The organism is Priestia endophytica (assembly GCF_026790145.1).
Lineage (GTDB): Bacteria > Bacillota > Bacilli > Bacillales > Bacillaceae_H > Bacillus_I > Bacillus_I endophytica_A.
In genome coordinates this window covers 18,028-43,114 of record NZ_JALAMS010000032.1, presented here as the reverse complement: position 1 = coordinate 43,114, position 25,087 = coordinate 18,028, and the positions used below count along the sequence as shown (strand labels likewise).

General features: G+C 36.7%; 21 protein-coding genes and 1 other annotated feature. Of the genes, 13 read left to right on the top strand and 8 right to left on the bottom strand.

Features of this window, described 5'->3' with window-relative positions; genetic code table 11:
* Positions 1-34: 34 nt before the first annotated feature.
* Genes MOC86_RS20400 through MOC86_RS20390 form a run of 3 tightly spaced genes read right to left on the bottom strand, consistent with a single transcriptional unit; the run spans position 35 to position 2,509 of the window.
* Positions 35-1,210, bottom strand: a complete 1,176-nt coding sequence (locus MOC86_RS20400) for an acetoin utilization protein AcuC (RefSeq protein ID WP_268585835.1) — start codon at positions 1,208-1,210, stop codon at positions 35-37.
* A complete protein-coding gene (locus MOC86_RS20395; RefSeq protein WP_268585834.1) occupies positions 1,207-1,854 on the bottom strand; it encodes a CBS and ACT domain-containing protein in 648 nt (215 codons plus the stop codon). Before MOC86_RS20395 ends, MOC86_RS20400 begins: the two co-directional genes overlap by 4 nt.
* A gap of 22 nt (positions 1,855-1,876) precedes the next feature.
* Positions 1,877-2,509, bottom strand: a complete 633-nt coding sequence (locus tag MOC86_RS20390; protein ID WP_268585833.1) for a GNAT family N-acetyltransferase — start codon at positions 2,507-2,509, stop codon at positions 1,877-1,879.
* Positions 2,510-2,681: 172 nt separating this feature from the next.
* Between MOC86_RS20390 and acsA the strand changes: the two genes are divergently transcribed.
* Entirely contained in the window at positions 2,682-4,400 is a 1,719-nt protein-coding gene (acsA, locus tag MOC86_RS20385; RefSeq protein WP_268585832.1) for an acetate--CoA ligase, read from the top strand.
* Positions 4,401-4,438: 38 nt separating this feature from the next.
* Here acsA and MOC86_RS20380 read toward each other — a convergent pair whose 3' ends face one another.
* Entirely contained in the window at positions 4,439-6,514 is a 2,076-nt protein-coding gene (locus MOC86_RS20380) for a transglycosylase domain-containing protein (RefSeq protein ID WP_268585831.1), read from the bottom strand.
* Positions 6,515-6,682: 168 nt separating this feature from the next.
* Positions 6,683-6,917, top strand: a binding site (T-box leader).
* Between the two features lie 50 nt (positions 6,918-6,967).
* On the opposite strand from MOC86_RS20380, the gene tyrS reads away from it, so the two are divergent.
* Positions 6,968-8,230 (top strand): tyrosine--tRNA ligase, encoded by a 1,263-nt coding sequence (gene tyrS, locus MOC86_RS20375; protein WP_268585830.1) that lies wholly within the window; start codon positions 6,968-6,970, stop codon positions 8,228-8,230.
* A gap of 87 nt (positions 8,231-8,317) precedes the next feature.
* On the opposite strand, the gene rpsD is transcribed toward tyrS, so the two are convergent.
* Positions 8,318-8,920 (bottom strand): 30S ribosomal protein S4, encoded by a 603-nt coding sequence (gene rpsD, locus MOC86_RS20370; protein ID WP_019391177.1) that lies wholly within the window; start codon positions 8,918-8,920, stop codon positions 8,318-8,320.
* Positions 8,921-9,318: 398 nt separating this feature from the next.
* Between rpsD and MOC86_RS20365 the strand changes: the two genes are divergently transcribed.
* On the top strand, positions 9,319-11,139 hold the full coding sequence (locus MOC86_RS20365) for a sensor domain-containing diguanylate cyclase (protein WP_268585829.1): 1,821 nt from the start codon (positions 9,319-9,321) through the stop codon (positions 11,137-11,139).
* A gap of 48 nt (positions 11,140-11,187) precedes the next feature.
* On the opposite strand, the gene MOC86_RS20360 is transcribed toward MOC86_RS20365, so the two are convergent.
* Positions 11,188-11,673 carry a GAF domain-containing protein gene (locus MOC86_RS20360; RefSeq protein WP_268585828.1) on the bottom strand — a complete coding sequence of 162 codons (486 nt, stop codon included), beginning with the start codon at positions 11,671-11,673 and terminating at the stop codon, positions 11,188-11,190.
* Between the two features lie 280 nt (positions 11,674-11,953).
* Between MOC86_RS20360 and refZ the strand changes: the two genes are divergently transcribed.
* Positions 11,954-12,595, top strand: a complete 642-nt coding sequence (gene refZ, locus MOC86_RS20355; protein ID WP_185183392.1) for a forespore capture DNA-binding protein RefZ — start codon at positions 11,954-11,956, stop codon at positions 12,593-12,595.
* Positions 12,596-12,598: 3 nt separating this feature from the next.
* On the opposite strand, the gene hisJ is transcribed toward refZ, so the two are convergent.
* Positions 12,599-13,393, bottom strand: coding sequence for a histidinol-phosphatase HisJ (gene hisJ, locus MOC86_RS20350; protein WP_268585827.1), 795 nt, complete (start codon positions 13,391-13,393; stop codon positions 12,599-12,601).
* A 231-nt stretch (positions 13,394-13,624) separates the two neighbouring features.
* Between hisJ and ezrA the strand changes: the two genes are divergently transcribed.
* From ezrA to MOC86_RS20330, 4 genes are all read left to right on the top strand, one after another.
* Positions 13,625-15,325, top strand: a complete 1,701-nt coding sequence (ezrA, locus tag MOC86_RS20345) for a septation ring formation regulator EzrA (RefSeq protein ID WP_268585826.1) — start codon at positions 13,625-13,627, stop codon at positions 15,323-15,325.
* A gap of 132 nt (positions 15,326-15,457) precedes the next feature.
* The gene (locus MOC86_RS20340) at positions 15,458-16,591 is read left to right on the top strand and encodes a cysteine desulfurase family protein (protein ID WP_268585825.1); all 1,134 of its coding nucleotides are present in this window, start codon (positions 15,458-15,460) and stop codon (positions 16,589-16,591) included.
* Between the two features lie 3 nt (positions 16,592-16,594).
* Complete coding sequence (gene thiI / locus MOC86_RS20335; protein WP_268585824.1) at positions 16,595-17,800, top strand: tRNA uracil 4-sulfurtransferase ThiI; 1,206 nt, start codon at positions 16,595-16,597, stop codon at positions 17,798-17,800.
* A 101-nt stretch (positions 17,801-17,901) separates the two neighbouring features.
* Complete coding sequence (locus MOC86_RS20330) at positions 17,902-19,515, top strand: amidohydrolase (protein WP_268585823.1); 1,614 nt, start codon at positions 17,902-17,904, stop codon at positions 19,513-19,515.
* Positions 19,516-19,603: 88 nt separating this feature from the next.
* Here MOC86_RS20330 and MOC86_RS20325 read toward each other — a convergent pair whose 3' ends face one another.
* On the bottom strand, positions 19,604-20,407 hold the full coding sequence (locus MOC86_RS20325) for an NAD kinase (protein WP_019391189.1): 804 nt from the start codon (positions 20,405-20,407) through the stop codon (positions 19,604-19,606).
* A gap of 203 nt (positions 20,408-20,610) precedes the next feature.
* On the opposite strand from MOC86_RS20325, the gene MOC86_RS20320 reads away from it, so the two are divergent.
* From MOC86_RS20320 to MOC86_RS20300, 5 genes are all read left to right on the top strand, one after another.
* Entirely contained in the window at positions 20,611-21,294 is a 684-nt protein-coding gene (locus MOC86_RS20320; protein ID WP_268585822.1) for a DUF2953 domain-containing protein, read from the top strand.
* Entirely contained in the window at positions 21,291-21,767 is a 477-nt protein-coding gene (ytfJ, locus tag MOC86_RS20315; RefSeq protein WP_019391191.1) for a GerW family sporulation protein, read from the top strand. The genes MOC86_RS20320 and ytfJ overlap by 4 nt, the downstream gene beginning before the upstream one ends.
* Before the next feature lie 101 nt (positions 21,768-21,868).
* Positions 21,869-22,369 carry a thiol peroxidase gene (tpx, locus tag MOC86_RS20310; protein WP_111922039.1) on the top strand — a complete coding sequence of 167 codons (501 nt, stop codon included), beginning with the start codon at positions 21,869-21,871 and terminating at the stop codon, positions 22,367-22,369.
* A gap of 113 nt (positions 22,370-22,482) precedes the next feature.
* A complete protein-coding gene (locus MOC86_RS20305; protein WP_268585821.1) occupies positions 22,483-23,469 on the top strand; it encodes a class I SAM-dependent methyltransferase in 987 nt (328 codons plus the stop codon).
* Between the two features lie 306 nt (positions 23,470-23,775).
* On the top strand, positions 23,776-24,966 hold the full coding sequence (locus tag MOC86_RS20300; protein WP_019391194.1) for an acetate kinase: 1,191 nt from the start codon (positions 23,776-23,778) through the stop codon (positions 24,964-24,966).
* Positions 24,967-25,087 lie beyond the last annotated feature (121 nt).

Genomic DNA, 25,087 nt, shown 5'->3' with positions numbered 1-25,087 from the left:
AAAAATCCGCTTTTTTGAAGCGGATTTTTTTAGTTCATGTGACATTTTTATTTCTTTCTGTTCCACGGATTGGAAAAAGCAGATTTTGAAGCGTACGGCTATTTTTTTCTTCAATTTCTTTTTTGCGGGGCACCTTTTTATATAAATTAGGAGGATCACTCCACGTTGTACAGAGTGGATGCTGCGCTCTTTTAGACCATTTATCAACCCAGTTCTTTGGCAAGAGATCTTCTTTAAGAGTGAACCCCGTCATTTCAAGCCAAATTAATGACCATGCTCTAGGAACTACGCGCCAAATATCATATCCTCCACCTCCAACAGCAATCCAGCGTCCATTACAATATTTATGAGCTAGTTCATGAGCTATTTTAGGAATATGTTTGTAGGTTTCCATAGTAGTATAAAGATGTGTCAATGGATCATGATAGTGAGCATCTGCGCCATTTTGCGTTAAAATGACGTCCGGTTTGAAAAATTCTGCAATTTCCCTTACTGCTGTTTCGTATGTGTATAAAAATGATTCATCTTCTGTATAGGCATCAAGAGGTAAATTAAAAGAATAGCCGTATCCATTTCCATAGCCTCTTTCATTAATTGTTCCTGTGCCAGGAAAGAGATAGCGACCTGTTTCATGAATTGAAAACGTGCAAATTTGGGGATCATCATAGAAGGCAACTTGAACACCATCTCCATGATGTGCATCAGTATCAATATAAAGAACCCGTGCATTGTATTTCTGCTGTAAATATTTAATGGCTACAGCACTATCGTTATAAATGCAAAAACCAGATGCCTTTCCACAAAAACCATGGTGAAGCCCTCCTCCTACGCTGAATGCATGACGAGTGCTCCCAGACATCACAAGATCAACCGCAGTAAGCGTGCCCCCTACAAGATAAGCACTTGCTTCGTGCATGTTAGGGAAAATAGGTGTATCTTCTGTACCAAGTCCAAAGTTTAGCCCTTCATCTTTTGATAGAAGTCCTTGACCAGCTTTCTGAACAGCCTGAATGTAAGCGTCATGGTGGATAAGCTTAAGCTCTTCTACAGAAGCTTGACGAGGTTTTATAACTTGTTGATCGCTTAAGGCGCCTAATGCTTTTAATAAATCGTACGTTATCTCGACTCGGAGTTGATTAAAAGGATGATGAGCATTAAATTTATATGTTAGGAAATCAGGAGAATAAACAAATAAAGCGTCATGTTTCATCGTATCACATCCGTTATATGAGGTCGTAACACTTCATAACCGTGTTCAACTAGGGCATAGATTGCTTTTGTCGGGTTTAGCGTTTCAATGCGCAGAACAATTGTACGGTATGTATCATCTTGCTTATAAGGATAAACGAGAACGCTTAAAATATTTAGATGATGGTCACTTAATAGCTTTGTGACTTCACTAAGTTTACCTGCTACATTTGGAACCTTTACTTCAATTTGAGAACCTGGTTGGTGTGCACCTGTTAATTGAACAAGAGTATTCAATATATCAGTTTTGGTTACAATTCCAACAAGTTTGCCTTTGTGAATAATAGGAAGGCAGCTAATTTTGTTCTCATAAAAGATGAATGAGATTTCTTCAACAAAGTCAAGCGGATATGCTACAATCACATTTTTCGTCATAATCTCATGAACAGGATTCTCGAATTCTTCAAATTTGTGATTTTGTGCAAAAATTGAAGGAGCAGCATCTTTTATATCACGATCTGAAACAATACCAAGAAGCTTATATTCTTTATCCACAACAGGAATATGACGAACATGATATTTATTCATGAGAACAACAGCTTGTTTAATTTTATCTGTTGGTAGAAGAGTAATTAGATTTCTACTCATAACCTCTTCAACAATCATCCTTCACAGCTCCTTTTGTAAGTTAGTACATAAAGCGATTTTGAAAACGAAGTTGATCAAACTTCTGCACAGATTCATGATTTACTTTCTTACCGAACCGAGCCATTAAGCAGTTAGCAGGATGAGAGCAAATTTCAGGATCATCTGTGGCTACCCAAGTAAGTCCTCCTGTTTCCATCATTTTTTCCATTGCTTTTCGATACTCCCAAACATTTAACCCAGTGCCTTTTAAATCCCAATGCCAATAGTATTCGGTTGTAATAATAATATAGTTTTCCATCATCTTATCCCTCATTGAAACTTCTAAAAGATTTTTCCCAATAGATATCTCTCTAAAAGGAGGAGCAACTTCAATAGCACCAAGCTCAATCAAGTTCTCTAAATTTCCTTCAGACCACCGCTCAAGTGGATCAGGATATAGAAATGTGACATAGCCTACAACAGTATCCTTATAACGGGCAATAATAATGCGCCCTTCTTCAAGCTCTGAAATTTCAAGCAATGCTTCTTTCTGTTGATCAGAAGGTCTAAAGGCCGTTAATCCTTCATGAAAATGAAGCTCTTTTAATCTATTTGTTTGGATAGGGCCTTCTACAATAATTGGACCTTGCTTTGTTTTTATTTCTTTGGAGTGGTACGTTTTTATATGCCTCAAATGTATTCACCACCTCGAAAATCTTTTCTTATATAGTATACATGAAAAATTATCTTATAAAGCGTTTTCAATAGGCTAAAGGGTAAAATATATAAATATTTTAAAAATTGAGAAATATTCCATTTTATATTATAATAGATTTTGTAAATTGCTACATAAGGAGGAGTTTGATATGGGGATGGAAGCGCTTCCGGTGATTAAGGGGAATTATAACTTACAAAATTATGATGATGTTTACAGCAATTTTAACTGGAAAAACGTTGAAGAGCAATTTTCGTGGTATGAGAGTGGGGAACTAAATATGGCCTATGAAGCAATTGACAGGCATGCAAACTCTTTCAGGAAAAATAAAGTAGCGCTCTTTTATGAAAACGGAGAAAGAAAAGAGAAATATACTTTTAGAGAAATGAGTGCTTTGTCTAACAAAGCTGCCAATGTTATCAAAAAGACAACAGATGTAGAAAAAGGGGATAGGGTGTTCATCTTTATGCCTCGATCGCCTGAACTGTACTTTGCAGTGCTAGGTGCTATTAAAGTAGGTGCAATTGTAGGGCCGCTTTTTGAAGCATTTATGGAGGGGGCTGTAAAAGATCGCTTAGAAGATAGTGAAGCGAAAGTACTTATCACAACGAAGGAGCTTTTAGAAAGAGTTCCCGTCAGTGATCTTCCTGCTTTAAAAAGTGTTCTTATTGTAGGAGAAGATGTTGAGGAAGATGATGTTTACCTTGATTTTAATAAACATTTTAGTGAAGCAAGTTCAACATTTGAGCCTGTTTGGGTGGAACGTGAAGACGGACTTATTCTTCACTATACGTCAGGATCGACTGGAAAACCAAAAGGTGTTTTGCATGTACACAATGCTATGGTACAGCATTATCAGACAGCAAAATGGGTGCTTGATTTACAAGAAGACGATATTTACTGGTGCACAGCGGATCCAGGATGGGTAACAGGTACGTCTTACGGTATTTTTGGGCCTTGGCTTGCTGGAGCAACAAGTGTAATTGTTGGGGGCCGTTTTAGTCCTGATAACTGGTATAAAGCATTGGCTGATTATGGAGTAACTGTTTGGTATAGTGCTCCCACAGCGTTTAGGATGTTAATGGGAGCAGGGGATGAGCTCATGAAGAAGTATGATTTAAGTAATCTTCGCCATATTGTGAGTGTTGGAGAGCCTCTAAATCCTGAAGTTATTAGATGGGGAATGAAAGTGTTTAATATCCGCATTCATGATACATGGTGGATGACAGAAACAGGAGGCCAAGTGATCTGTAATTACCCAGCAATGGAAATTCGTCCAGGATCAATGGGGAAACCAATTCCAGGAATTAAAGCAGCGATTGTAGATGATAGAGGCCAGGAACTTCCTCCAAACCGAATGGGGAACCTGGCTATTGCAAAAGGTTGGCCTTCCATGATGAGATCAATTTGGAATAATCCTGAAAAGTATGAAACGTATTTTATGCCTGGTGATTGGTATGTTTCAGGTGATTCGGCTTATATGGATGAAGACGGATATTTTTGGTTCCAAGGAAGAGTCGATGATGTTATTATGACATCCGGTGAACGGGTAGGTCCATTTGAAGTGGAAAGCAAACTTGTAGAACATGAGGCTGTTGCAGAGGCAGGCGTTATCGGCAAGCCAGATCCTGTGCGTGGGGAAGTTATTAAAGCATTTATTGCTTTAAGAGATGGATATGAGCCTTCTGATGAACTTATCGAGAATATTCGTCAGTTTGTGAAGAAAGGCCTTGCAGCACATGCTGCACCACGAGAGATTGAATTTAGAGAAAAGCTACCGAAAACAAGAAGTGGAAAAATTATGCGCCGCGTGTTGAAAGCGTGGGAGCTTGATTTGCCTGCTGGAGATCTTTCCTCAATGGAAGATTAAAGAAAAGAGAGACTGCACTTGGCAGTCTCTCTTTTTTATTAAGGCTGAAAACGTTCGGATGGAGCTATAAGACTAGGTTCCACTCGATACGCTGCATTCATATACTGAGCCCACAGTCGTAAGTGATCTCCTGGTTTTGCTGAACTTTGCGGACTATTTAATCGTCCCATCCATGTTCCAAACGTTACATTTGGATTTGATGCAACAAACCATAAATCATTTTCATTTTGCGTTGTTCCCGTTTTTCCAGCAAGATCTGAATTAAACTGTAAGTAGTTTCGTACTCTTGCAGCGGTTCCTTTTTGTACAACATCTCTCATCATACTAATCATTTGGTTAGAAGTATTAGTAGAGAACACGGTTGTTGGTTTTGTCTCATGTTGATATACAACTTTGCCATCGCGAGTTTCAATTTTTTCGATAAGGTAAGCGTCTTTGAACTGTCCCTTGTTAGCAAAGGTAGTAAAGGCGTTGACGTTTTCTTCCACTGTAACGCCTGTTCGCATGGCTCCTAATGCAAGGGAAGCATTCACGTAATCCTCTTTTTGGAGAGAAGTAAAGCCCATTTTTTCTAGGTAAGAGACTGGATTGTTTCCTTTGTTCATCTTATATACTCTCGCAGCTGGAATGTTGTAAGAGTATGTAAGTGCTTTTCGTACCGTTACTGGAGCTGTATAGTTTTTTCCTGCATTTTTCGGTGACCAGTTTCCCCATGTAAACGCACTATTGTTAATCATTGAGTTAGATGAAATTAGCCCTTCTTGGATAGCAGGCGCATATACAAGAAGTGGTTTCATTGTTGAGCCATTAGCCTTTTCTACGCTTGTTGCATAGTTATACTGAGAACTTTGATAATCTCGGCCCCCAACAAAACTAATAATAGCTCCTGTTTTATTATCAATCATCACACTACCAGTATTGACTTTCACGTAGTTATTAAAGCCATTGAAATTTTTTGTTACGTTTTCCATTGCATCATAGATGTCTTTATGAACTGTCGTATGGATGCGATAGCCGTTTTGTCTCATATTAAGATCTGCTTGCTCGGTATATTGTTGAAGAAGAGCTTTGTCACCATAAAGCTTTTCTGTACTAACACCTGCTTTATTTGCAAGCTGCTCTGCTAAAATTTTACGCACTCGCTTTTCCACTTCAAAATTCAACCAAGGATACTTTTCCACAACAGAAGGAGAAGAAGTTTTAAAGTCTTTTGTAATATCGTAGTTTATCGCTTGTTCATACTCCTGTTTGTTAATGTACCCAGCTCGTTTCATGCGGAAGAGCACGGTTTTCATTCGTTCTATTCCTGGAGAAAGATCTTCCTTTAATTGTCCAGCTTGTGTAAATGGTGTATAGCGGGATGGACTTTGAGGAAGGCCAGCAATAAAGGCTGCTTGTTCAAGTGTCAGATCTTTGGCATCTCGTCCAAACAGTCCTTGAGCAGCTGTTTGAACACCTGCAATATTGTTTCCTGCTGAGTTTCTTCCAAAGTAAGCAACGTTTAGGTAAGCTTCTAAAATTTCCTCTTTAGAGAAGTAGTTTTCAACACGGAGGGCAAGAAGAATCTCATTTGCTTTCCTTGTAAAGGAAACTTCATTTGTTAACATCTGATTTTTAATAAGCTGCTGTGTTAATGTACTTCCGCCTGTTCTCGTAGCAGAATTTGAAACATCTTGATAAAGAGCTCGAAGAACAGCTTTTGGAACCACTCCGTCATGTTTATAGAAATACTCATCTTCTGTTGAAATGAGGGCGTTAACGAGGTGAGGAGAAACGTTCTCTAACTTCACTTCAACACGTTCAAGATTTGATCGTAGCTTTCCTAGAGGTACATTGCTAGCAAAGTAAATTTCGCTTGTTTCGCTATAATTCGTTAAAGCGTCACTCATCTCCTTTTTAGAAGGAGGTGACTCGTCTTTAATGAGGGAAGCGAAATAGCCAGAGCCTGCTCCAAAGGCAAATGAACCGATTATAAGTAAAAAAACGAAGCCAATAATAACAATATTATAAATAACGAGAGAGGCTAACTTTCCTCTTTTTATATAAGTGGATGATTGTCCATCTTTAAGGCTAGCTAATAGCTCCTTTAGTTTTGTTTTCCACTTTTCCCACATATATGATTTCCCCCTTACTTCTGTTTATTATAGCATAGTTATTTTTACGAAAAATGTAGTATTTTGTCTATAATGTAGTATATTTTCCATAATATTTGATACCTGTTTTTAGGACCAGTTCTTGCAATTTAAGATAAAATCGTTCATAATCAATGATATGTGAATATATGGACTGCTATGAAAGGAATTAGTAACAAACTTCTCCCTGTTTTAGAGAGCTGATGGATGGTGGAAATCAGTACAAAGTTGTTTTGTGAATTACCTCCTAGAGCATCTTTTGTGAACAATGAGGTAATCATTTATTAGCAAAAGACGGTGTATACCGTTAAAGTAACTGAGTGAAAACAATCTTTAGTGGATTGTTTTAACAAGGGTGGTACCGCGATCAAACCTCGTCCCTTCTAGCAATAGAAGGGGCGTTTTTTATTTGAAAAGAAAAAAGGAGCGAATAAAATGAATCTTATCGAAGATTTACAATACCGTGGTCTTATTAATCAAATGACAGATGAGGAAGGACTAACAAAGCTGTTAGCTGAAGAAAGTGTAACGCTTTACTGTGGATTTGATCCAACAGCAGACAGTTTGCATATCGGTCATTTACTTCCTATCCTTATGTTAAAGAGATTCCAAGAAGCAGGACACCGTCCACTTCCTCTTGTTGGTGGAGCAACAGGTCTTATTGGAGATCCAAGTGGTAAGAAAGCAGAACGAACTTTAAATGAAAAAGAAGTTGTGGATCTATGGGTTGAGCGTATTAAAGAACAGCTTTCTCGCTTTTTAGAGTTTAAAGAAGGCGATAACGCAGCAAAAATGACAAACAACTATGACTGGGTTGGCAATATGGATGTTGTATCATTCTTGCGCGATATCGGAAAAAACTTTGGCTTAAATTACATGCTTGCTAAAGACACTGTACAATCTCGTATTGAAACAGGTATTTCATTTACTGAATTCACGTATATGATTCTACAATCACTTGATTTCCTTCGTTTATATCAAAATGAAGGGTGTCGTTTGCAAATTGGTGGAAGCGATCAGTGGGGAAATATTACATCTGGATTAGAATTAATTCGCAAATCAGAAGAAAATGCAAAAGCATATGGTTTAACTGTCCCACTTGTAACAAAATCTGATGGAACAAAGTTTGGGAAAACAGAAGGTGGCGCAGTTTGGTTAGACTCAGAAAAAACGTCGCCATATGAGTTCTACCAATTCTGGATTAATACAGATGATCGCGATGTAATCAAGTACATTAAGTACTTTACTTTCTTAAGTCATGAGGAAATTGAAGAACTTGATCGCAAAACAAAAGAAGAGCCAGAGCAACGCGCAGCTCAAAAAGCACTAGCTGAAGAAATGACAAAACTTGTTCATAATGAGAAAGCTTTAGAGCAAGCGATCCGTATTTCACAGGCATTGTTTAAAGGGGATATTAAAGCTTTGACAGGTGCTGAGATTAAGCAAGGATTCAAAGATGTTCCAACGTTTGAAGTGAAAAAAGACGAAGAGATCGGTCTTATTGATCTTCTTGTATCAGCAAAAATCTCTCCATCTAAACGTCAAGCACGTGAAGATATCGGAAATGGCGCAGTTTATATTAATGGAGAACGCGAGCAAGATTTACAAAAAACATTATCAGCGGAAGACCGTATTGACGGCGAGTTCACGGTTATTCGTAGAGGTAAGAAGAAGTACTTTGTAATTGAGTATAAATAATGAAAAAAGAAGCTAAACATTTATTGTTTAGCTTCTTTTCATATATAAATAAAAAAGCGATTGGACCAGTCCAATCGCTTTCTGTTATTAACGAGAGTAGAACTCTACGATAAGTGCTTCGTTGATCTCAGCTGGTAATTCAGAACGCTCTGGTAAGCGAGTGAAAGTACCTTCTAATTTCTCAGCATCAAATGTAACATAATCAGGTACGAAGTTTGTTACTTCGATTGCTTCTTTAACGATAGAAAGGTTACGTGATTTTTCACGTACAGAAACAACTTGACCTGGAGTTACACGGTAAGATGGGATGTCAACGCGAGAACCATCAACAAGAATATGACCATGGTTAACTAATTGACGAGCTTGACGACGAGTGCGTGCAAGACCTAGACGATATACGATGTTATCAAGACGAGCTTCAAGAAGTGTCATGAAGTTTTCACCGTGGATACCTTCCATTTTACCTGCTTTTACGAATAAGTTACGGAATTGACGTTCGTTAACTCCGTACATATGACGTAATTTTTGTTTCTCTTGTAATTGTAAACCATACTCAGAGATTTTTTTACGTTGTCCTGGACCGTGTGGACCTGGAGCGTAAGGACGTTTTTCTAATTCTTTACCTGTTCCGCTTAGTGAAACACCTAAACGACGAGATAATTTCCAACTTGGACCTGTATAGCGAGCCATAATTGACTCCTCCTTTTGTGTGTTTTTATTTCGCATGAAATAAAAACAGCCACAATCCTTTATCATGTTCATTTTGTTTTCATGCATCCTCGCTCCAGCAGCCAAGAGTTACAAGATACACCTTATTGTTAAGGAACAAAATGAATTCACCATAAAGATTGCCAGTACTGCCTTTCATATTTCACACAGAGAGTATTATATAATCTTCTCAGAAAAAAATCAAATCTTTTTCTGTATAAAACAAATAAAGGAAGAAAAAGAGTGAAAGGTTAGAAGATAACCTTTTGAGGGTACAAAGTAATGGGAAGATGTAACTATATTGATTATAATATATACTATAATTTAGAGTACATACCTTAAATTACAATAAAAAGTTTATTTAAACTGAGGAGTTTGATATGCCTATAGAAAAAATAATAACCCGTCTAAAACAATCTTTTTTCGATATTCTGATGAAAAAAATGCCCAGAGAAAATCCTTCCTCTTTATATGAAGAGGTCCTCCGTATTCTTGTTGATTCCTGTACATTAGAAGGTGCGTTTCTAGTATACGAAGGGTATAAATATATAGTGACTAGTGAAGAGGTTGCGTGGAATGACGAACACAATATAGTAAAAAATGTTCAAAAAGTACCAGACGATCAAACGATTTTCTCTTTTCAAGAGAGCGGAAGGGAAATCGCTGTTTTTCAATTTCCTTTTCTATCTTTGAAGGAATTTTATTTAGGAATTGTATACAGAGAAAATACCTTGCCACCTGAATTTTCTCCTCTTTTATGGACAACATGTGCTCAGTTTTTAGAATATGTAGATAAAGAGATAGAAAAAGAATATGAAAGAGCCCGATATGCAAGCCTTTATGATTTAACAATGAAGCTTTATTCTTCATTAGATCCTAATCAAGTGTTAAAGGACGTTATTACGGCGCTTGATACCATTTGTCCGAAAGCAGAGTGTTCACTTATTCTTTCACATGATAGTGAAGTAAGTCATGATCTCTCTATTCGTACAATGAAATATAACGACCAAAAGTTGAGTTCTGGAGTAATGAAAGCATACGTTTCAGGAAGAATTCATATTGAAATGATGGAAGATGGAAAAAGGTCTGTTCTATATGCACCTTTGCAAGGAAAGCAAGGAGTGTATGGAGTTCTTGAGGTGATTGGGGAAAATGGAGTCATTTGCTCAGAGCAGGAAATGAGTTTTATTGAAAAATTTGCTCATACAACAGGAGCAGCTTTAGAAAATGCCAAGCTCCATGAACAGTTGAAACAGGTGATTGAAGATGTCAAACTTATTAATGAGACTTCACATAAGCTCAACTCAAGTTTACGGTTAGACGATACGATTCATTATATGACAGAGCAAATCATTACTTTTTTTCATGCTAAAGGTGTTGGTTTTCTTCTCTGTATTACAAATGATAAATATAAAATATTAGAAGGTAGTACAGAATTATTTTTTCAAACAGAAAACAAGCCTTATATTGATAAAATTTATAAGAAAGTTAACAGAGAAAAAGAGTCGAAATTTATCAATGACACATATACACTATTTAGCGAGAGGTTTCCATATCGTTCTCTTATTGCTCTTCCTATGATTCACAACAATAAAATGTCCGGACTTGTCCTCATTGTTCATGATAAGCCGTACTTCTTTACATTTAACCACTATAGAGTATTACAATCCCTTGTACATCATTCAACACTTGCTTTTACAAATTCTATTTTAAGAGAGGAGTTGGAAAGTTTAGTTGTAACAGATCACCTTACAAAACTTTATTCACGAAGTTATCTAGATAAGCAAATTCAGCAGTCTATAGAACAGGACAAACTTGGTTCTCTTCTTTTGTTGGACATTGATAATTTTAAGCAAGTGAATGATACGTATGGTCATCAAACAGGAGATCAAGTCCTCATACAAGTGGCTTCAATTATTAAAAATAATTTGAGAGATGGAAATATTGGGGCTAGATGGGGAGGTGAAGAGCTTGCTGTTTATTTGCCAAATGTTCCACAACATATCGCAGTCAGTATTGCACAGCGCCTTGTCGCAAAAGTCCATAAGGAAACTGTTCCACATACAACCGTTTCATGCGGCGTTTCATCGTGGGAAAGGGGTGAAAAGTCAGCACATCGGTTATTTATTAAGGCTGATAAAGCTCTTTATCAAGCGAAAAATAACGGGAAAAATCAGGTTGTGAAAAGTTGTGAAAAATAAAGAAGCTGCCAGGATACCACTTTTTGTGGTTTATTGGCAGCTTCCTTATTATAGCGTTTGAACTAATACATCAACAAACTGATTTAGATATTTTTCATCTTGTTCATCAAAACGGTTTTTAATAGGGCTATCAATATCTAAGACTCCAATTGTTTTTCCATCTTTGATAATTGGAACAACAATCTCAGATTGAGAAGCACTGTCACAAGCAATGTGGCCTGGAAACTCGTGTACATCTTTAACACGAAGAGTTTTTTGTTCAGCAGCAGCAGTACCGCAAACTCCTCTTCCAAATGGAATTCGAACGCATGCAGGAAGCCCTTGGAAAGGTCCAAGAACAAGTTGATTTTTAGCTTCATCTATAAGATAAAAACCAACCCAGTTGATTTCTTCTAAAAATTGATTTAGAAGTGATGAAGCATTCGCCAAATTAGCAATAGTGTTTGGTTCATCAGCTGTTAGAGCTTGAAGTTGTTTAATAACAAGCTCAAAGTCTTTCTCTTTTTGTCCACTATAATTTTCGACATGAAACATGGAAAAACCCCTTTCAACTATAAAAAAATCAAATTTCGATTTTGTATTTATAGAACCTTCAAACTTTGTCGAGTAAAAAGAGGAGGAAAGAAGGTTCATAAAACGAATCATCTATAATAAAGTCAAAAAATTAGATATTCTGCTCGTGTTTGATGTTACTAGTAGCCCTTATGTCTGCTTCTGTCACAATAGCCCTTATTATAAATTCCTTTTGTATCGTTCAAAGTATTGTTGCACATTCGTTTGTAATTTGCAAACACTTTATATTGAGAGGGTGACAATGTTGAAGGAAAAAGTAGAAACAAAAGAAAGAGTGTTGGATGCAGCTGTTTCCTTGTTTCAAATTAAAGGATTTAACGGGACTTCTGTTCGCGAGATTGCGAAAAAGGCAGGTGTGAATGTAGCAAATATCTCTTACTACTTTGATGGGAAAGAGGGACTCCTTGAGTATATTGTTACCAAGTTCTTTGAAGGATATATTAAAGAAATGGATAAAGTATGGCGATCATTTCAAAATCGGCCTGTGCGAGAATGCTTCGGTCAAATGCTTTTTCATGTAATGAAATATCAGCACGAACATAGAGAAGTTGCCCGGGTCATTTACCGGGAACTTTCCGTAGATACAACGTTTGTTCGGGAGATTATGTCAACCTATTTAACGAAAGAGAAATATTATTTAAAAATGCTCCTAGAGCTTGGTATGAAAAGAAAAGAATTTCGACATGTGAGTGTTTCTTTTACAATTATGCAGCTTAAGGGCATGATGACAATGCCTTATTTGCATCAGCAGTATGCAGCGGAAGTGCTTCATGTCCTCACACATGAGGAGTATTTTGTTACTAAATATACGAGTGAGCTACAGCAGTGGATTAACGAGCATATATGCTTGCCATGCACTCCGCTGCAGCTTGTTGTAAAATAACGTTTATCTTTCAAAAAGTTTTGTGTAGCTTTGACCAACATCCTTCGCACAATGGGCATCTGACCCATAAACAAGAGGGATGTTTTTTTGTTGAGCAAGTACAACAACTTCTTTAGAAGGGTATGCTTCTTGACAAAGTGGTTTGTGAAATCCAGCTGCATTATAATCGAGTTCTAAATTTCGGTTCTTCACTTCATTTAGAATATGCAAGACTTCATTTTGAAAAGAGACTTCACATGGAAACTTTTTTTGAAATTTATGAACAAGCGTTATATGACCTATTCGTTTCGGTTTGTAAGAACCTAAATCTGCTTTAACTGATGAAGCGACGGCTTTAAAGTAAGCTTTGTATACTTCTTTAACAGAGCCAAACTTTGTAATGATATATTCAAATTCTTCCGCACTGTAGTCCAAGCAGTAAAAAGAACCCTCTTTATTAAGGAAATGAACAGACAATAAGCTGTCGTCAAGATAAGGACCGTATGTATTAAGAAAGTGCCTAATCTCTTCTTCATATTCGTTAATATAGTCAACCTCTAATCCAACATTAATCTTTACTTCTTTTTGAAACTCTTTTTTCACTTTCTCAATTTGCTCAATATAGAGTTCCATTTCGCTCACTTTCATAGCACTATCTTTCAATGGAGTAGGATCCTTGAAAGAAGGAGGAAGAGGAGCATGCTCTGTAAAAGAAATTTCTTCAAATCCTTGTGCAACTGCTTTATAAACATAACTCCTTAATTCATCACTTGAACCATGGGGACAAAATGGAGTATGAATGTGACCGTCTTTCTTCATAATGTCTCTCTCCTTAACAGCAAAATATAAGCGTTTTCGATAAAAAAATGCTAGAATGTAGAAAAGTATGAGGAATATTGTTTATTTCCAAGGATTTATTAAAAAAATTTAAAAATTTCCTCAAAAAATGTTATGAACATGGTATCATAAAAGTATTGACAAAAACATCATTCATTACATATTTACATAAGAAAATTGAACAGTCGGACGGCATTGTGAGGGGGAATAAAGATGGAGCTCGCGATTATAATCATTCTCCTTATTATAGGATTTATTTTGTACGGTTTCTTCCTTCGAAAAAAAGTTTATCGAGAAGTTGATCGATTGGATTCTATAAAGGCGACATTGATGAGCGAACCTGTAGCAGATGAAATTGCAAAAGTGAAACAACTTAAAATGACAGGAGAAACAGAAGAATTATTTGAAAGCTGGCGTGAAAAATGGGACAACATTGTTGCTATACGCCTGCCCAAAATGGACGATGCGTTTTATGAAATTGAAGAACTTGCTGATAAGTACAAATTTCGAAAAGCAAAAGCGCGTATTGCTTCTTTAGATGAAGAGCTTGCTAACATTAAACAAGATATTGATACAATTTTAGAAGAGCTTCAAAACTTACTCGGTAGTGAGGAAAATAATAAGAAAACCATTGTAGAAATGGAAGAACTTTTCAGGGAAACTAAGAAACGATTGCTTGCACATCGTTATTCATATGGAAAAGCAGAAGAACCTCTTACAGCGAAGCTTGAAAAAATTCAGAAACAGTTTGTGAAATTTAACGAAGAAACAGAGAATGGCAACTACTTGCAAGCAAGTGCCATATTAATGAGCATTGAAGAACGGTTAGCAGTAATGACAAACAATCTTGAAAAGATCCCGGCTCTTTTTACAGAGCTTCAAACAACGATACCAACACAGCTTGAGGAATTAAGAGAAGGCTATATTGGGATGATTGAAGAAGGGTACATTCTTGAGCATCTTCAAATTGAAGAGTCATTAGAGGAACTAAGCAGAGCAGATAAAGCTATTATTGGAGAGATTGAAGCATTAAATATTGAAGAAGCAGAAGCGAGTGTTGCGGCAATTAACGCTAAGATTGACGGCATTTACGATATGCTTGAAAAAGAAGCGCGTGCATTTCAGCAAATGAATCAGGACATTGATCGAATTTCGGTTATGATTAAAGCTCTTCAGGCAAGAAATCATGAAGTGAAAGAAGAAGCGCTTCTTGTTCAAAAAAGCTACCATTTAACACCAGAGGAGCTTGAGCTTTATCAAAAGATTGATCGAGAGCTAAAGCGATTAACAAATCTTTATTACAACATTGTCAATAAAGCAGAGCAACAAAATATTGCTTATAGCGTGATTTTTGAGGAACTTGAAGAAGTGTTAACACAGCTGAATAAAGTCGAAGGTATTCAGCAAGCATATATTGAAATGCTTCAAGATTTAAGAAAAGACGAGCTAGCAGCTAAAGAGAAAATTGCAGACTTGCGCAAGCAGCTTTTTGAAGCTCGTCGTATTGTGGAAAAAAGCAATGTACCTGGAATTCCAGAATCTTATCGAGAAGATATTCAACGCGCTTATGGGAAGATCCAAGAAGTTAGCACAAAACTAGAAGAAAAGCCGCTCGATACAGTAGCTGTAAATGAGCTGCTCGAACAAGCTGTTGAAGAAGTTCAGCTTTCCTTCCGCGAAACAGAAGAATTGATTTTTGAGGCAGCACTTGTAGAACGAATGATTCAGTATGGAAACCGCTACAGAAGCCGTCATCCAGAAGTTGCTGAAAGTTTACTACAAGCAGAACAGGCTTTTAGACAATACGAATATAAGAGAGCCTATCAAGAAGCGTCTTCAGCGCTTGAGAGCGTTGAACCAGGTTCTGTTTCATCCATTGAAAATTCGTTAAAAGAAGACGAGTCGCTACGATAAAATGTAGCGGCTTTTTTCTTTGTGTTTTCAATCAGCTTTATTGCAAAACTTTATTCGTATGGTATGATAAAAAAAGTTTGTAAAAAAAGAAATTAATCATAGTTATTATAAAAAGTAGGGAGGGAACTGAAGATGATTTATGCAGACAATAGTGCAACAACAAAGCCTTATGACGAAGTTATTGACGCTTATGCAAAGGTTGCGAAAGACTATTTTGCAAATCCTTCTTCTCTTCATAAGCTAGGCGGAGAAGCTGAAAAATTATTAACACATGCAAGAAGCCAAATTGGTGATTTGTTAGGTGTAAAAGCGAAAGAAATTGTTTTTACTTCTGGAGGAACAGAAGGAAACAACTTTGCTTTAAAAGGAACCGCTTTTACTTTTGGAAATCGAGGTAATCATATTATTACAACGACTGTTGAGCATGACTCTGTTCATAGTTCACTGCAACAGTTGGAAGATATGGGATTTAACATAACCTATGTTCCTGTAGATAGTGAAGGAAGAGTGTCTGTTAACGCTATTTTAGATGCTATTACACCTGAAACAATCCTTGTATCTGTTATGCATGTTAATAACGAAGTTGGTACAGTGCAGCCTGTAGAAGAAATTGGTCTTGCTTTGCAAAAGTATCCTAAAATTCTTTTTCACGTTGATTCTGTTCAAGGGATAGGCAAGGTCCCTATCAATTTAAAATTAGGTTATATTGATCTTTGCACATTTTCCGCTCATAAATTTCATGGTGTAAAAGGTGCAGGTATTTTATATATAAGAGAGGGTATCTCTCTTTCAGCCCTTCTTTCAGGCGGAGCTCAAGAACACGGTCATCGAGCGGGAACTGAAAATGTAGGAAGCATTGTAGCTATGGCTAAAGCTTTGCGGATGACATTTGAACACAACCAAGAGACTTTACGAAAAATGAGTGAAGAGTTTAGAAAAGAACTTTCTTCTTACCCAGACTTTATGATTAATACGCCGAAAGACGGAGCTGCTCCGCATATTGTGAATGTGACAATTCCAGGGATGAAAGCAGAAGTTGTCATTCATAGCTTAGAGAATGAAAATGTATATGCATCTACAACATCTGCTTGTTCTTCTAAAACAGCCCAACCGAGCAAAACTCTTCTTGCGATGGGGAAATCACCTGAACAAGCTAGTCAGGCTATTCGCTTTAGTTTTTCTTATTGTAATAATCCGGGAGACGGCAAAAAAGCAGCACAAGCGTTATATAAAACCATTTCACATTTAAAAAAGGTAGTGAGGTAATCTATGAAATATGATCATATTCTAATTCGATATGGAGAAATTTCAACAAAAGGCCAAAACCGTAAAAAGTTTGTAAGCCGATTACGCAAAAATATTAAGAGTGTTCTTTATGATGTTCCCGGGATAGAAATTGTTCAAACTCGAGATCGCATGTACATTCAACTTCATGATGAAGATGAGAAATTAATCATTGAACGTTTACGAAAAGTTTTTGGGATTCAAAGCTTTAGCTTAGCTCAAAAAGTAGAGAATGATATAGAGAAAATTAAAGAAGCTGCTCTTGAGGCATTGAAAGAATATGATAAAGAGGGTGTGACATTTAAAGTCTCTTCCCGCCGTTCTTTCAAAGATTTTCCGTATGATACAAATGGATTAAATCAAACAATTGGTGCCCATTTGCTTCGCAATACAAAAAATCTAACTGTTGATGTTCGCAATCCAGATGTGAATGTAAAAGTTGAAGTGCGTAATGAAGCAACGTATATTATGAGTGGGGATTATGAAGGACTTGGTGGTCTTCCTGTTGGTACGAGCGGAAAAGCAGCTTTAATGCTTTCAGGTGGACTTGATAGCCCTGTTGCTGGTTATCTAACAATGAAGCGCGGCGTTGAAATTGAAGCTGTTCACTTTTTCAGTCCTCCTTTTACAAGTGAACGTGCAAAGGAAAAAGTAGTAGACTTAACAAAAGAGTTAACAAAATATGGAGGAAGTATTAAGCTTCATATTGTTCCATTCACAGAGATTCAGCAGCTTGTTCATAAGCAGGTTCCAGAAAACTATACAATGACATCAACACGTCGTATGATGTTAAAAATTGCGGATAAAATTAGAGAACAAAACGGTGGTCTAGCTATTGTAACAGGAGAAAGTCTTGGACAAGTAGCAAGCCAAACGCTTGATAGCATGGTTGCGATTAATGATGTTACATCAACACCTGTTTTACGTCCACTTATTGCTACAGATAAAACTGAAATCATCTCAGTATCTAAAAAAATCAATACGTACGATATTTCGATTCGTCCTTATGAGGATTGCTGTACAATCTTTACACCAGTAGCGCCTAAAACTCGTCCAAAGCTTGAGAAGGTGCAACGCTATGAGGAGTTCGTAGATTTTGATGAACTAATTGAAAAAGCTGTGAATGAAACAGAGACCATTCTTATTCAGCCAAATGATAGTTCTAACAACATTGAAGAATCATTATTTTAGACAAGAAAAAGAGCAGAATTTCTGCTCTTTTTTTGTTGAGCTTATTTCTGTGTGATACGATACATAGTACAACAATTATGATGTTAAAAGGGGTTATGGTAATGGGAAAGCTTTGGTGTAACGGCATAATTTATACGATGAAAAACCAAGGAGAGACAGTTGAAGCAGTTTTTACTGAAAACGGAATTATAAAAGCTGTTGGAGAAAAAGAAAAGCTTCACCAAGAATACAAACATGCTATTGAAGAAGTCATAAATTTACAAGGGTCTGTCATGTATCCAGGATTTGTTGATAGTCATATGCACCTTATAGGACATGGAGAACGGTTAATGCGTCTGGACTTATCACAAGCGAAATCAAAGGAAGAAATGCTTCACCTCTTAGAAAGAAAAGCAGAAGAACTTGAAGAAGGGGAATGGCTTATTGGAGAAGCATGGAATGAAAATGAATGGGATGATAAAAGCATTCCAACAGCAGAGGAACTTGATAATGTAAGCAAAGGACATCCGCTCATTGCAAGAAGAATTTGTCATCATGCAAGTCTCGCGAATAGTTATTCACTAAAGCTAGCAAGTATTAATAAACATACTTCAAATCCTCCTGGTGGAGTTATTGTGAAAAATAGTAGAAAAGAGCCAACAGGAATGCTTCTTGATAGAGCTCAAGATTTGGTTACAGCATATATGCCTCCTGTTTCTAAAGCATATGTGCAAAAGGCCTTGCAGATGGGGATTGAAGATTGCTTAAAGGTTGGTCTAACTGGAGGACATACAGAGGATTTAAACTATTACACAGGTTTTAAAGAAACGTATGAGGCATTTCTCTATGCAACAGAACAAAGCGGATACAAGTTTCGTTTAAACTTGCTTGTTCATCATGAAGTTGTAGGAGATATGATTCAATATATGGCAAAGAATAAGAAACAATCTTCTTTCGTTGAACTTGATGCTATGAAGATTTTCTCAGATGGATCACTTGGCAGCAGATCTGCTCTTTTAAGCGTTCCATATAAGGATGATCCGTCAACAAATGGTGTTGCTATTCATACACGGGAAGAGCTACAAGGGCTTGTAAAAGCAGCAAGAAGTCATGGGATGAATGTAGCAGTTCATGCAATTGGAGATCTTGCTTATGAGTATGTTCTAGAAAGTTTAGAAGTTTATCCACCAAAAAAGGGACAGCGAGATCGTATTATTCATGCTCAAATTTTAAGAGATGATTTGATTCAACGAACGAAAGAAATTCCCGTTGTACTCGATGTTCAACCTCGTTTTGTTGCAAGCGATTTTCCTTGGATTCTTGATAAAATTGGGAAAAATACGTTTTCATATCTTTATCCTTGGAAAACATTATTACAAGAAGGAATTATGTGTGCAGGAGGCTCAGATGCACCAATCGAGCCCGTAAATCCGCTTTTAGGTATTCACGCTGCTGTTACTACCAAAAGAGGACCATCTTCAAATATAGAGTATATTCCTTCTGAAAAGCTTTCCGTATATGAAGCAATAAAGCTTTTTACCGAAGGAAGTGCTCAAGCTGTTTGTCGAGAGAGAGATAGAGGAAAGATTGCGGAAGGATATTTAGCAGATTTTACGGTGTTAGAACAAGATTTATTTAAGATTGAAGAAGACGCTATTCCAAACGTTGGAGTAAGTATGACAGTCGTTGATGAAACAATTATGTTTGAGAAAAATAAAGAGAACAGTGAATTTTAAATTTAGCGCGTGATTTTATAGAATGTGAAATTATATGCTGTAGACATTAAAAAAGCTTGGACATTCATTGTCCAAGCCTTTTTGTTTTTTATAAAAATGTGCGCTGTACACGGCGCCAGAACGAATTATCTTTTAATTTTACAGTTTTAATTTTTTGATGGTGAAGCTTTACTTCGATTTTTTCAAGCTGTTGAATATTCAATGCTTCATTGTCAACGCCTACAATTGGATTTAAGTTTTGGTAGCTTCCAAGTCTTAATGTAAGAGAGTTTTGCTCACTTAAAATAAAAGAAGAGCCAAGCGTTCTGTACGTATTATTATTAAGAGAAGCAATTTCACTAATTTGCATGCAGTCCATTAATGGATCTACAACAGCACCATTGATTGATTTGTTGTATGCTGTACTTCCAGTTGGCGTTGCAATGACAATACCATCTCCTCGGAACGTTTCAAAATGTAGGTCATTAATATATACATCCGCTGTTAAAGTCTTAATTACAGAGGAGCGAATTGTACATTCATTTAAGCAATAAAAAGGAGGATTCTGATCCACCTTTACTTCTATAATAGGAAAGCGGCGTACTTCGATGTCAGCATTTGTCATAGCTTCAACCATTTTTTCTTTTTCATCGATGTTGAAGTCACAGTAAAAGCTAGGCTGTTCATCAAGCGTTACACCAGCATATAAACAGTCATCTCTAAACCCTGATTTACGGACAGCTTGTAGGAATGTTCCGTCTCCTCCAAGGGCTGCAATGATGTTTGCCTCTTTCATTGTGCTGACAATATTAAATCCATTTTGTTCGGCTAGCTCGTGTAAGCTGCTTAGGTTTGCAAGGATTTTTTCATTTTTTTTGTAGAATAAATAGATATTATTACGATGTGCTGTCATGATTTAACCTCCCATATGATGATAATAGAGTAACCGCTTTCTACCTTCTATCATATCATCAAGTGTTAGAAAATTAAAATAATTATTTCACATTCCATTAATTTTATAGTTTTTGATTATGGCATAGGGAGCTAATTTGTTAATATTAACTGGGTTTAGAGTGGGGTAAATGGGAAATAATGAATATTTGGAGGTGGTAGAAGGTGAATGTTGTATTCATTATACTCCTTGTTCTTATCGCATTTTTTATTTTAGTTTGGTTTACTAACATAACAATAGAGGTTCATCTTCGCCATCAGCATAAAGATGACTTTTATCAGATAAAATGCAAAGCACTCTTCGGGCTTATTCGCTATACATATGAAATTCCTGAAGCAACATTAAATGAAGACGATGGTGAAACTAAGTTGAAAATCAAGCAAACAGAAGCTATTAACAATAATAAAAAAGGGGTGAAACAAGAAAGTATTTCGGTCGAAAATGTCACTGAAGCTTTTCATCGGGTACAAGAGATCATTCAAGATATCGTTTCTTTTCATGAAATTGTTCGAAGATTTTTGAGAAAGGTGCACGTTCGCAATATTGAGTGGGAAACGGAAATTGGTGTGAGAGATGCAGCAATAACGGGTGTTCTAAGTGGAGCATGCTGGGGGATTAAGGGAAGCATTGTAGGTCTACTTGTGGAATATATGAATGTTTATCCTGAACCAAAACTAGCTGTTACACCCATATTTAATAAGCGAGCTTCATATACGTCCTTCCAATGTATGGTTTCAGTCCAAAACGGTCATGCTATATTAACGGGAATAGCTATGCTTTCACATCGACGTAGCATAATACGTAAAAAAGAAAAAATTAAAAACGATCACAAGGAGGTTTCCTCATGAGTGAACACCCTATTGAAGGTTTAATGTCTACAGCAATGGAAAACTTAAAAGAAATGATTGATGTTAATACAATTGTAGGAGATCCTGTTGAAACACCTGACGGAAGCGTAATTTTAACCGTATCTAAAGTTGGTTTTGGTTTTGCGGCAGGAGGAAGTGATTTTTCTACAGATGGAGGAAAGAGAGAAGGAGGCAGCCAGTCAGCTCATACTCCGTCTAAAAAAGAGCGAAGTCCTTTTGGAGGAGGAAGCGGTGGGGGAGTATCTATTACGCCAATTGCTTTTCTGATTGTCAACTCCTCAGGTGTGAAAATGCTGCATCTTGATGAAAGTACGCATCTTTACGAGCGATTGTTAGAAACAGCACCACAAGCAGTAGAAAAAATACAAGGACTCTTTAAAAAGAAGGAAGATGGAAAGAAAAATGGCTCTTCTTCTGACAGTCATGCAAAAGGAATTGATCCTGAAGCATAATCAATGTTTCTCCTTGTGAAAAGTAATAGAACGAAATCGTTGCAATATGTACATAAACAGGCTAACATTTACATGTACATATTCTTTTTATATAGGAGGAAATTATCATGACAACATTTAAAGGAAATGAAGTAACGCTTCTAGGGAAAAAAGTAGAAGTAGGACAAAAAGCTCCAAACTTTACTGTATTAGCAAACGACTTATCAGAAGTTACTTTAGATGATTCAAAAGGTTCTGTTCGTATCATTAGCGTTGTGCCTTCAATTGACACAGGCGTTTGTGATGCACAAACACGTCGTTTTAATGAAGAAGCAGCTTCACTTGAAAATGTGAAAGTGCTAACGGTTAGCGTTGACCTTCCATTTGCTCAAGCTCGCTGGTGCGGTGCAAATGGTATTGAAAACGTTCAAACTTTATCAGATCATCGTGATCTTTCCTTCGGCGAAGCATTTGGCGTTACGATTAAAGAACTTCGTCTTTTATCGCGTTCTGTATTCGTAGTTGATTCAGAGGACAACGTAACATATGCAGAATACCTTGAAGAGGTAACAGAACATCCAAACTATGAAGCAGCTATCGAAGCGGCAAAAGCAGCAAAGTAATTTTCTTATAAAAAGGCCTCGAAACTCTCGAGGTCTTTTTTTGCGTCTCAATTTGGAAATATGCTAAAATAGTCAAGTTATCAAAAGAGATTTTTGATTCGGAGGAGATAGAAATGACTGAGCTCAAAGAGATGGAAACGCTCTTTAAAGTGATAGATGATACAGCAAACATTTTGCGAAATAAATTGAACTGCACGTATTTAGAAGCTGTTAGTGAAACAGGTGAAAATTTATTCGAAAAAGCGATTCTTCAAGAAGAAGTTGATGATGTAACAAAAAAGCGTGTTGAAAAAGAATATGAACGTGTAGATATCGAAAAGCTATCTAAAGAGAGTATTCGAAAAGCTTTTCAGCTCGCGGTATTAAAAGGAATGAAAGAAGCAACACAGCCTAATCATGAAATGACTCCTGATGCAGTCAGCATCTTTGTTGGTTATTTCGTTCAAAAATTGATGGAGAAAAAAGATGAGTTTTCCATATTAGATCCTGCTGTTGGAACTGGGAATCTACTTACGGCTATTTTAAATGGAAATAGTAAAAAAGTACGAGCGTATGGAAGTGATGTTGACGAGCTTCTTGTAAAACTTTCGTATGTTAATGCAAACCTGCAGCATCATGAAATGGAATTTTTTAATCAAGATAGCTTACAGCCTCTCTTTGTTGATCCTGTTGACGTTGTCACAGTAGACTTACCAGTTGGTTATTATCCTAACGATGAAGGTGCTTCAACTTATCGCTTGAGAGCAGAAGAAGGGCATTCATATGCTCATTATTTATTTATCGAGCAAAGCTTCCGCTATTTAAAAGAAGGAGGCTACCTTATTGCTCTTGTTCCGAATAATATTTTTTCAGGGGATGAAGCGAAAAAACTACATGCTTTCATTAAAGAGGAAGGGTTTATTCAAGGACTGCTTCAACTTCCACTTACAATGTTTAAAAAAGAACAGCATGCTAAAAGTATCTTCATTGTCCAGAAAAAAGGAGCTACTGCAGCCCCACCTTCGCAGGCTTTGCTTGTTGATCTGCCTTCTTTCTCAAATAAAGAAGCTATGAGTGATATTATGAGTCAAATTAATGAATGGTTTACTGCAAAGCAATGAAGAATAAGAATACGATAGAAACCTGTCGTATTCTTATTTTATTTTGATATAGTAAATTCTTGAGGATTTATGCAAATAAAAAAGAAAACAATTACAAAAAGGTTATTTAAGTTACAAAAAATATATTAGATGTCAGAAAAAAATGAATATTTACTAATAGCGTTTACTATATTGAAATTGTGTACTACTAGTGATTAAATGGAATAGGATAGAAATTGTGTCGAATATCATAGAAAATTGTAGAACATGGTGGCGCAAGAAGCTACCTAGTCCGTGTCTATATGAAAAAAGGAGCTGTATTTGAGTATGACCAAAATTTTGGCAATTAATGCCGGTAGTTCATCACTTAAATTTCAATTATTCGAAATGCCAAGTGAGACGGTATTAACAAAAGGCCTTGTAGAACGTATTGGATTAGATAACGCGGTATTCAATATCGTTGTTAATGGAGAAAAGAAAGAAGAAATAACAGATATCCCAGATCACGCTGTTGCAGTGAAAATCTTGCTTGATAAATTAATTTCTGAAAACGTTATTAGTTCTTATGATGAAATCAATGGCGTTGGTCACCGTGTTGTACATGGTGGAGAAATATTCAGCGATTCTGCTCTTATTACTGATGAAACATTAGCCCAAATTGAAGAGTTAAGCGAACTAGCTCCTCTTCATAACCCAGCAAACGTTGTAGGAATTAAAGCATTCAAAGAAATTATGCCAAACATTCCTTCAGTTGCTGTATTTGATACGGCATTCCATCAATCAATGCCAGAGCAATCTTATCTGTATAGCTTACCATATGAGTACTATGAGAAATATGGCGTACGTAAATATGGTTTCCATGGTACTTCACATAAATTTGTATCACAACGTGCTGCAGAGTTACTTGGTCGTCCAATTGAGCAACTTCGCATCATTACTTGCCACTTAGGAAACGGTGCAAGTATTGCTGCTGTTGAAGGCGGGAAATCAATTGATACTTCAATGGGATTCACACCACTTGCAGGTGTTGCGATGGGAACACGTTCAGGTAACATTGACCCAGCTTTAATTCCTTTCATTATGGAGAAAACAGGGAAAACAGCTGATGAAGTTCTTCAAGTATTGAACAAAGAAAGTGGACTTCTTGGTGTTTCTGGTATTTCAAGTGACCTTCGTGACCTACTTGGACAAGCCGAAGAAGGTAACGAACGTGCAGAGTTAGCTCTTGAAGTATTCTCAAGCCGTATCCATAAATATATTGGCTCATATGCTGCTCGCATGTCTGGTGTTGATGCAATCGTCTTCACTGCTGGTATCGGTGAAAACAGCGTAGAAATCCGTGAGCGTATCCTAAAAGGCCTTGAATTCATGGGCGTATATTGGGACAAAGATCTTAACAATGTACGTGGGGACGAAGCTTTTGTAAGCTATCCACACTCTCCAGTAAAAGTTATTGTTATTCCAACAAACGAAGAAGTAATGATTGCTCGCGACGTAACTCGTTTAGCAAACATGTAATAAAAGAGAAAGCCTCTTTTCCTTATGGGAAAGAGGCTTTTTTTTTATAAAGAAGATTTATTTTGAGCATCTTAAGTGAAGTGTAGAAGGGGAGATGATACAATATCTCTGTTTCAATTTA

Excerpts from the sequence above, each read along its gene's own strand:
- ezrA (WP_268585826.1), top strand. The coding sequence starts at position 13,625 with ATGGAGCTCGCGATTATAATCATTCTCCTTATTATAGGATTTATTTTG.
- MOC86_RS20340 (WP_268585825.1), top strand. The coding sequence starts at position 15,458 with ATGATTTATGCAGACAATAGTGCAACAACAAAGCCTTATGACGAAGTT.
- acsA (WP_268585832.1), top strand. The coding sequence starts at position 2,682 with ATGGGGATGGAAGCGCTTCCGGTGATTAAGGGGAATTATAACTTACAA.
- MOC86_RS20395 (WP_268585834.1), bottom strand. The coding sequence starts at position 1,854 with ATGATTGTTGAAGAGGTTATGAGTAGAAATCTAATTACTCTTCTACCA.
- MOC86_RS20300 (WP_019391194.1), top strand. The coding sequence starts at position 23,776 with ATGACCAAAATTTTGGCAATTAATGCCGGTAGTTCATCACTTAAATTT.
- tyrS (WP_268585830.1), top strand. The coding sequence starts at position 6,968 with ATGAATCTTATCGAAGATTTACAATACCGTGGTCTTATTAATCAAATG.
- hisJ (WP_268585827.1), bottom strand. The coding sequence starts at position 13,393 with ATGAAGAAAGACGGTCACATTCATACTCCATTTTGTCCCCATGGTTCA.
- ytfJ (WP_019391191.1), top strand. The coding sequence starts at position 21,291 with ATGAGTGAACACCCTATTGAAGGTTTAATGTCTACAGCAATGGAAAAC.
- MOC86_RS20305 (WP_268585821.1), top strand. The coding sequence starts at position 22,483 with ATGACTGAGCTCAAAGAGATGGAAACGCTCTTTAAAGTGATAGATGAT.
- MOC86_RS20380 (WP_268585831.1), bottom strand. The coding sequence starts at position 6,514 with ATGTGGGAAAAGTGGAAAACAAAACTAAAGGAGCTATTAGCTAGCCTT.
- refZ (WP_185183392.1), top strand. The coding sequence starts at position 11,954 with ATGTTGAAGGAAAAAGTAGAAACAAAAGAAAGAGTGTTGGATGCAGCT.
- MOC86_RS20330 (WP_268585823.1), top strand. The coding sequence starts at position 17,902 with ATGGGAAAGCTTTGGTGTAACGGCATAATTTATACGATGAAAAACCAA.
- MOC86_RS20325 (WP_019391189.1), bottom strand. The coding sequence starts at position 20,407 with ATGACAGCACATCGTAATAATATCTATTTATTCTACAAAAAAAATGAA.
- rpsD (WP_019391177.1), bottom strand. The coding sequence starts at position 8,920 with ATGGCTCGCTATACAGGTCCAAGTTGGAAATTATCTCGTCGTTTAGGT.
- MOC86_RS20360 (WP_268585828.1), bottom strand. The coding sequence starts at position 11,673 with ATGTTTCATGTCGAAAATTATAGTGGACAAAAAGAGAAAGACTTTGAG.
- MOC86_RS20365 (WP_268585829.1), top strand. The coding sequence starts at position 9,319 with ATGCCTATAGAAAAAATAATAACCCGTCTAAAACAATCTTTTTTCGAT.
- MOC86_RS20400 (WP_268585835.1), bottom strand. The coding sequence starts at position 1,210 with ATGAAACATGACGCTTTATTTGTTTATTCTCCTGATTTCCTAACATAT.
- thiI (WP_268585824.1), top strand. The coding sequence starts at position 16,595 with ATGAAATATGATCATATTCTAATTCGATATGGAGAAATTTCAACAAAA.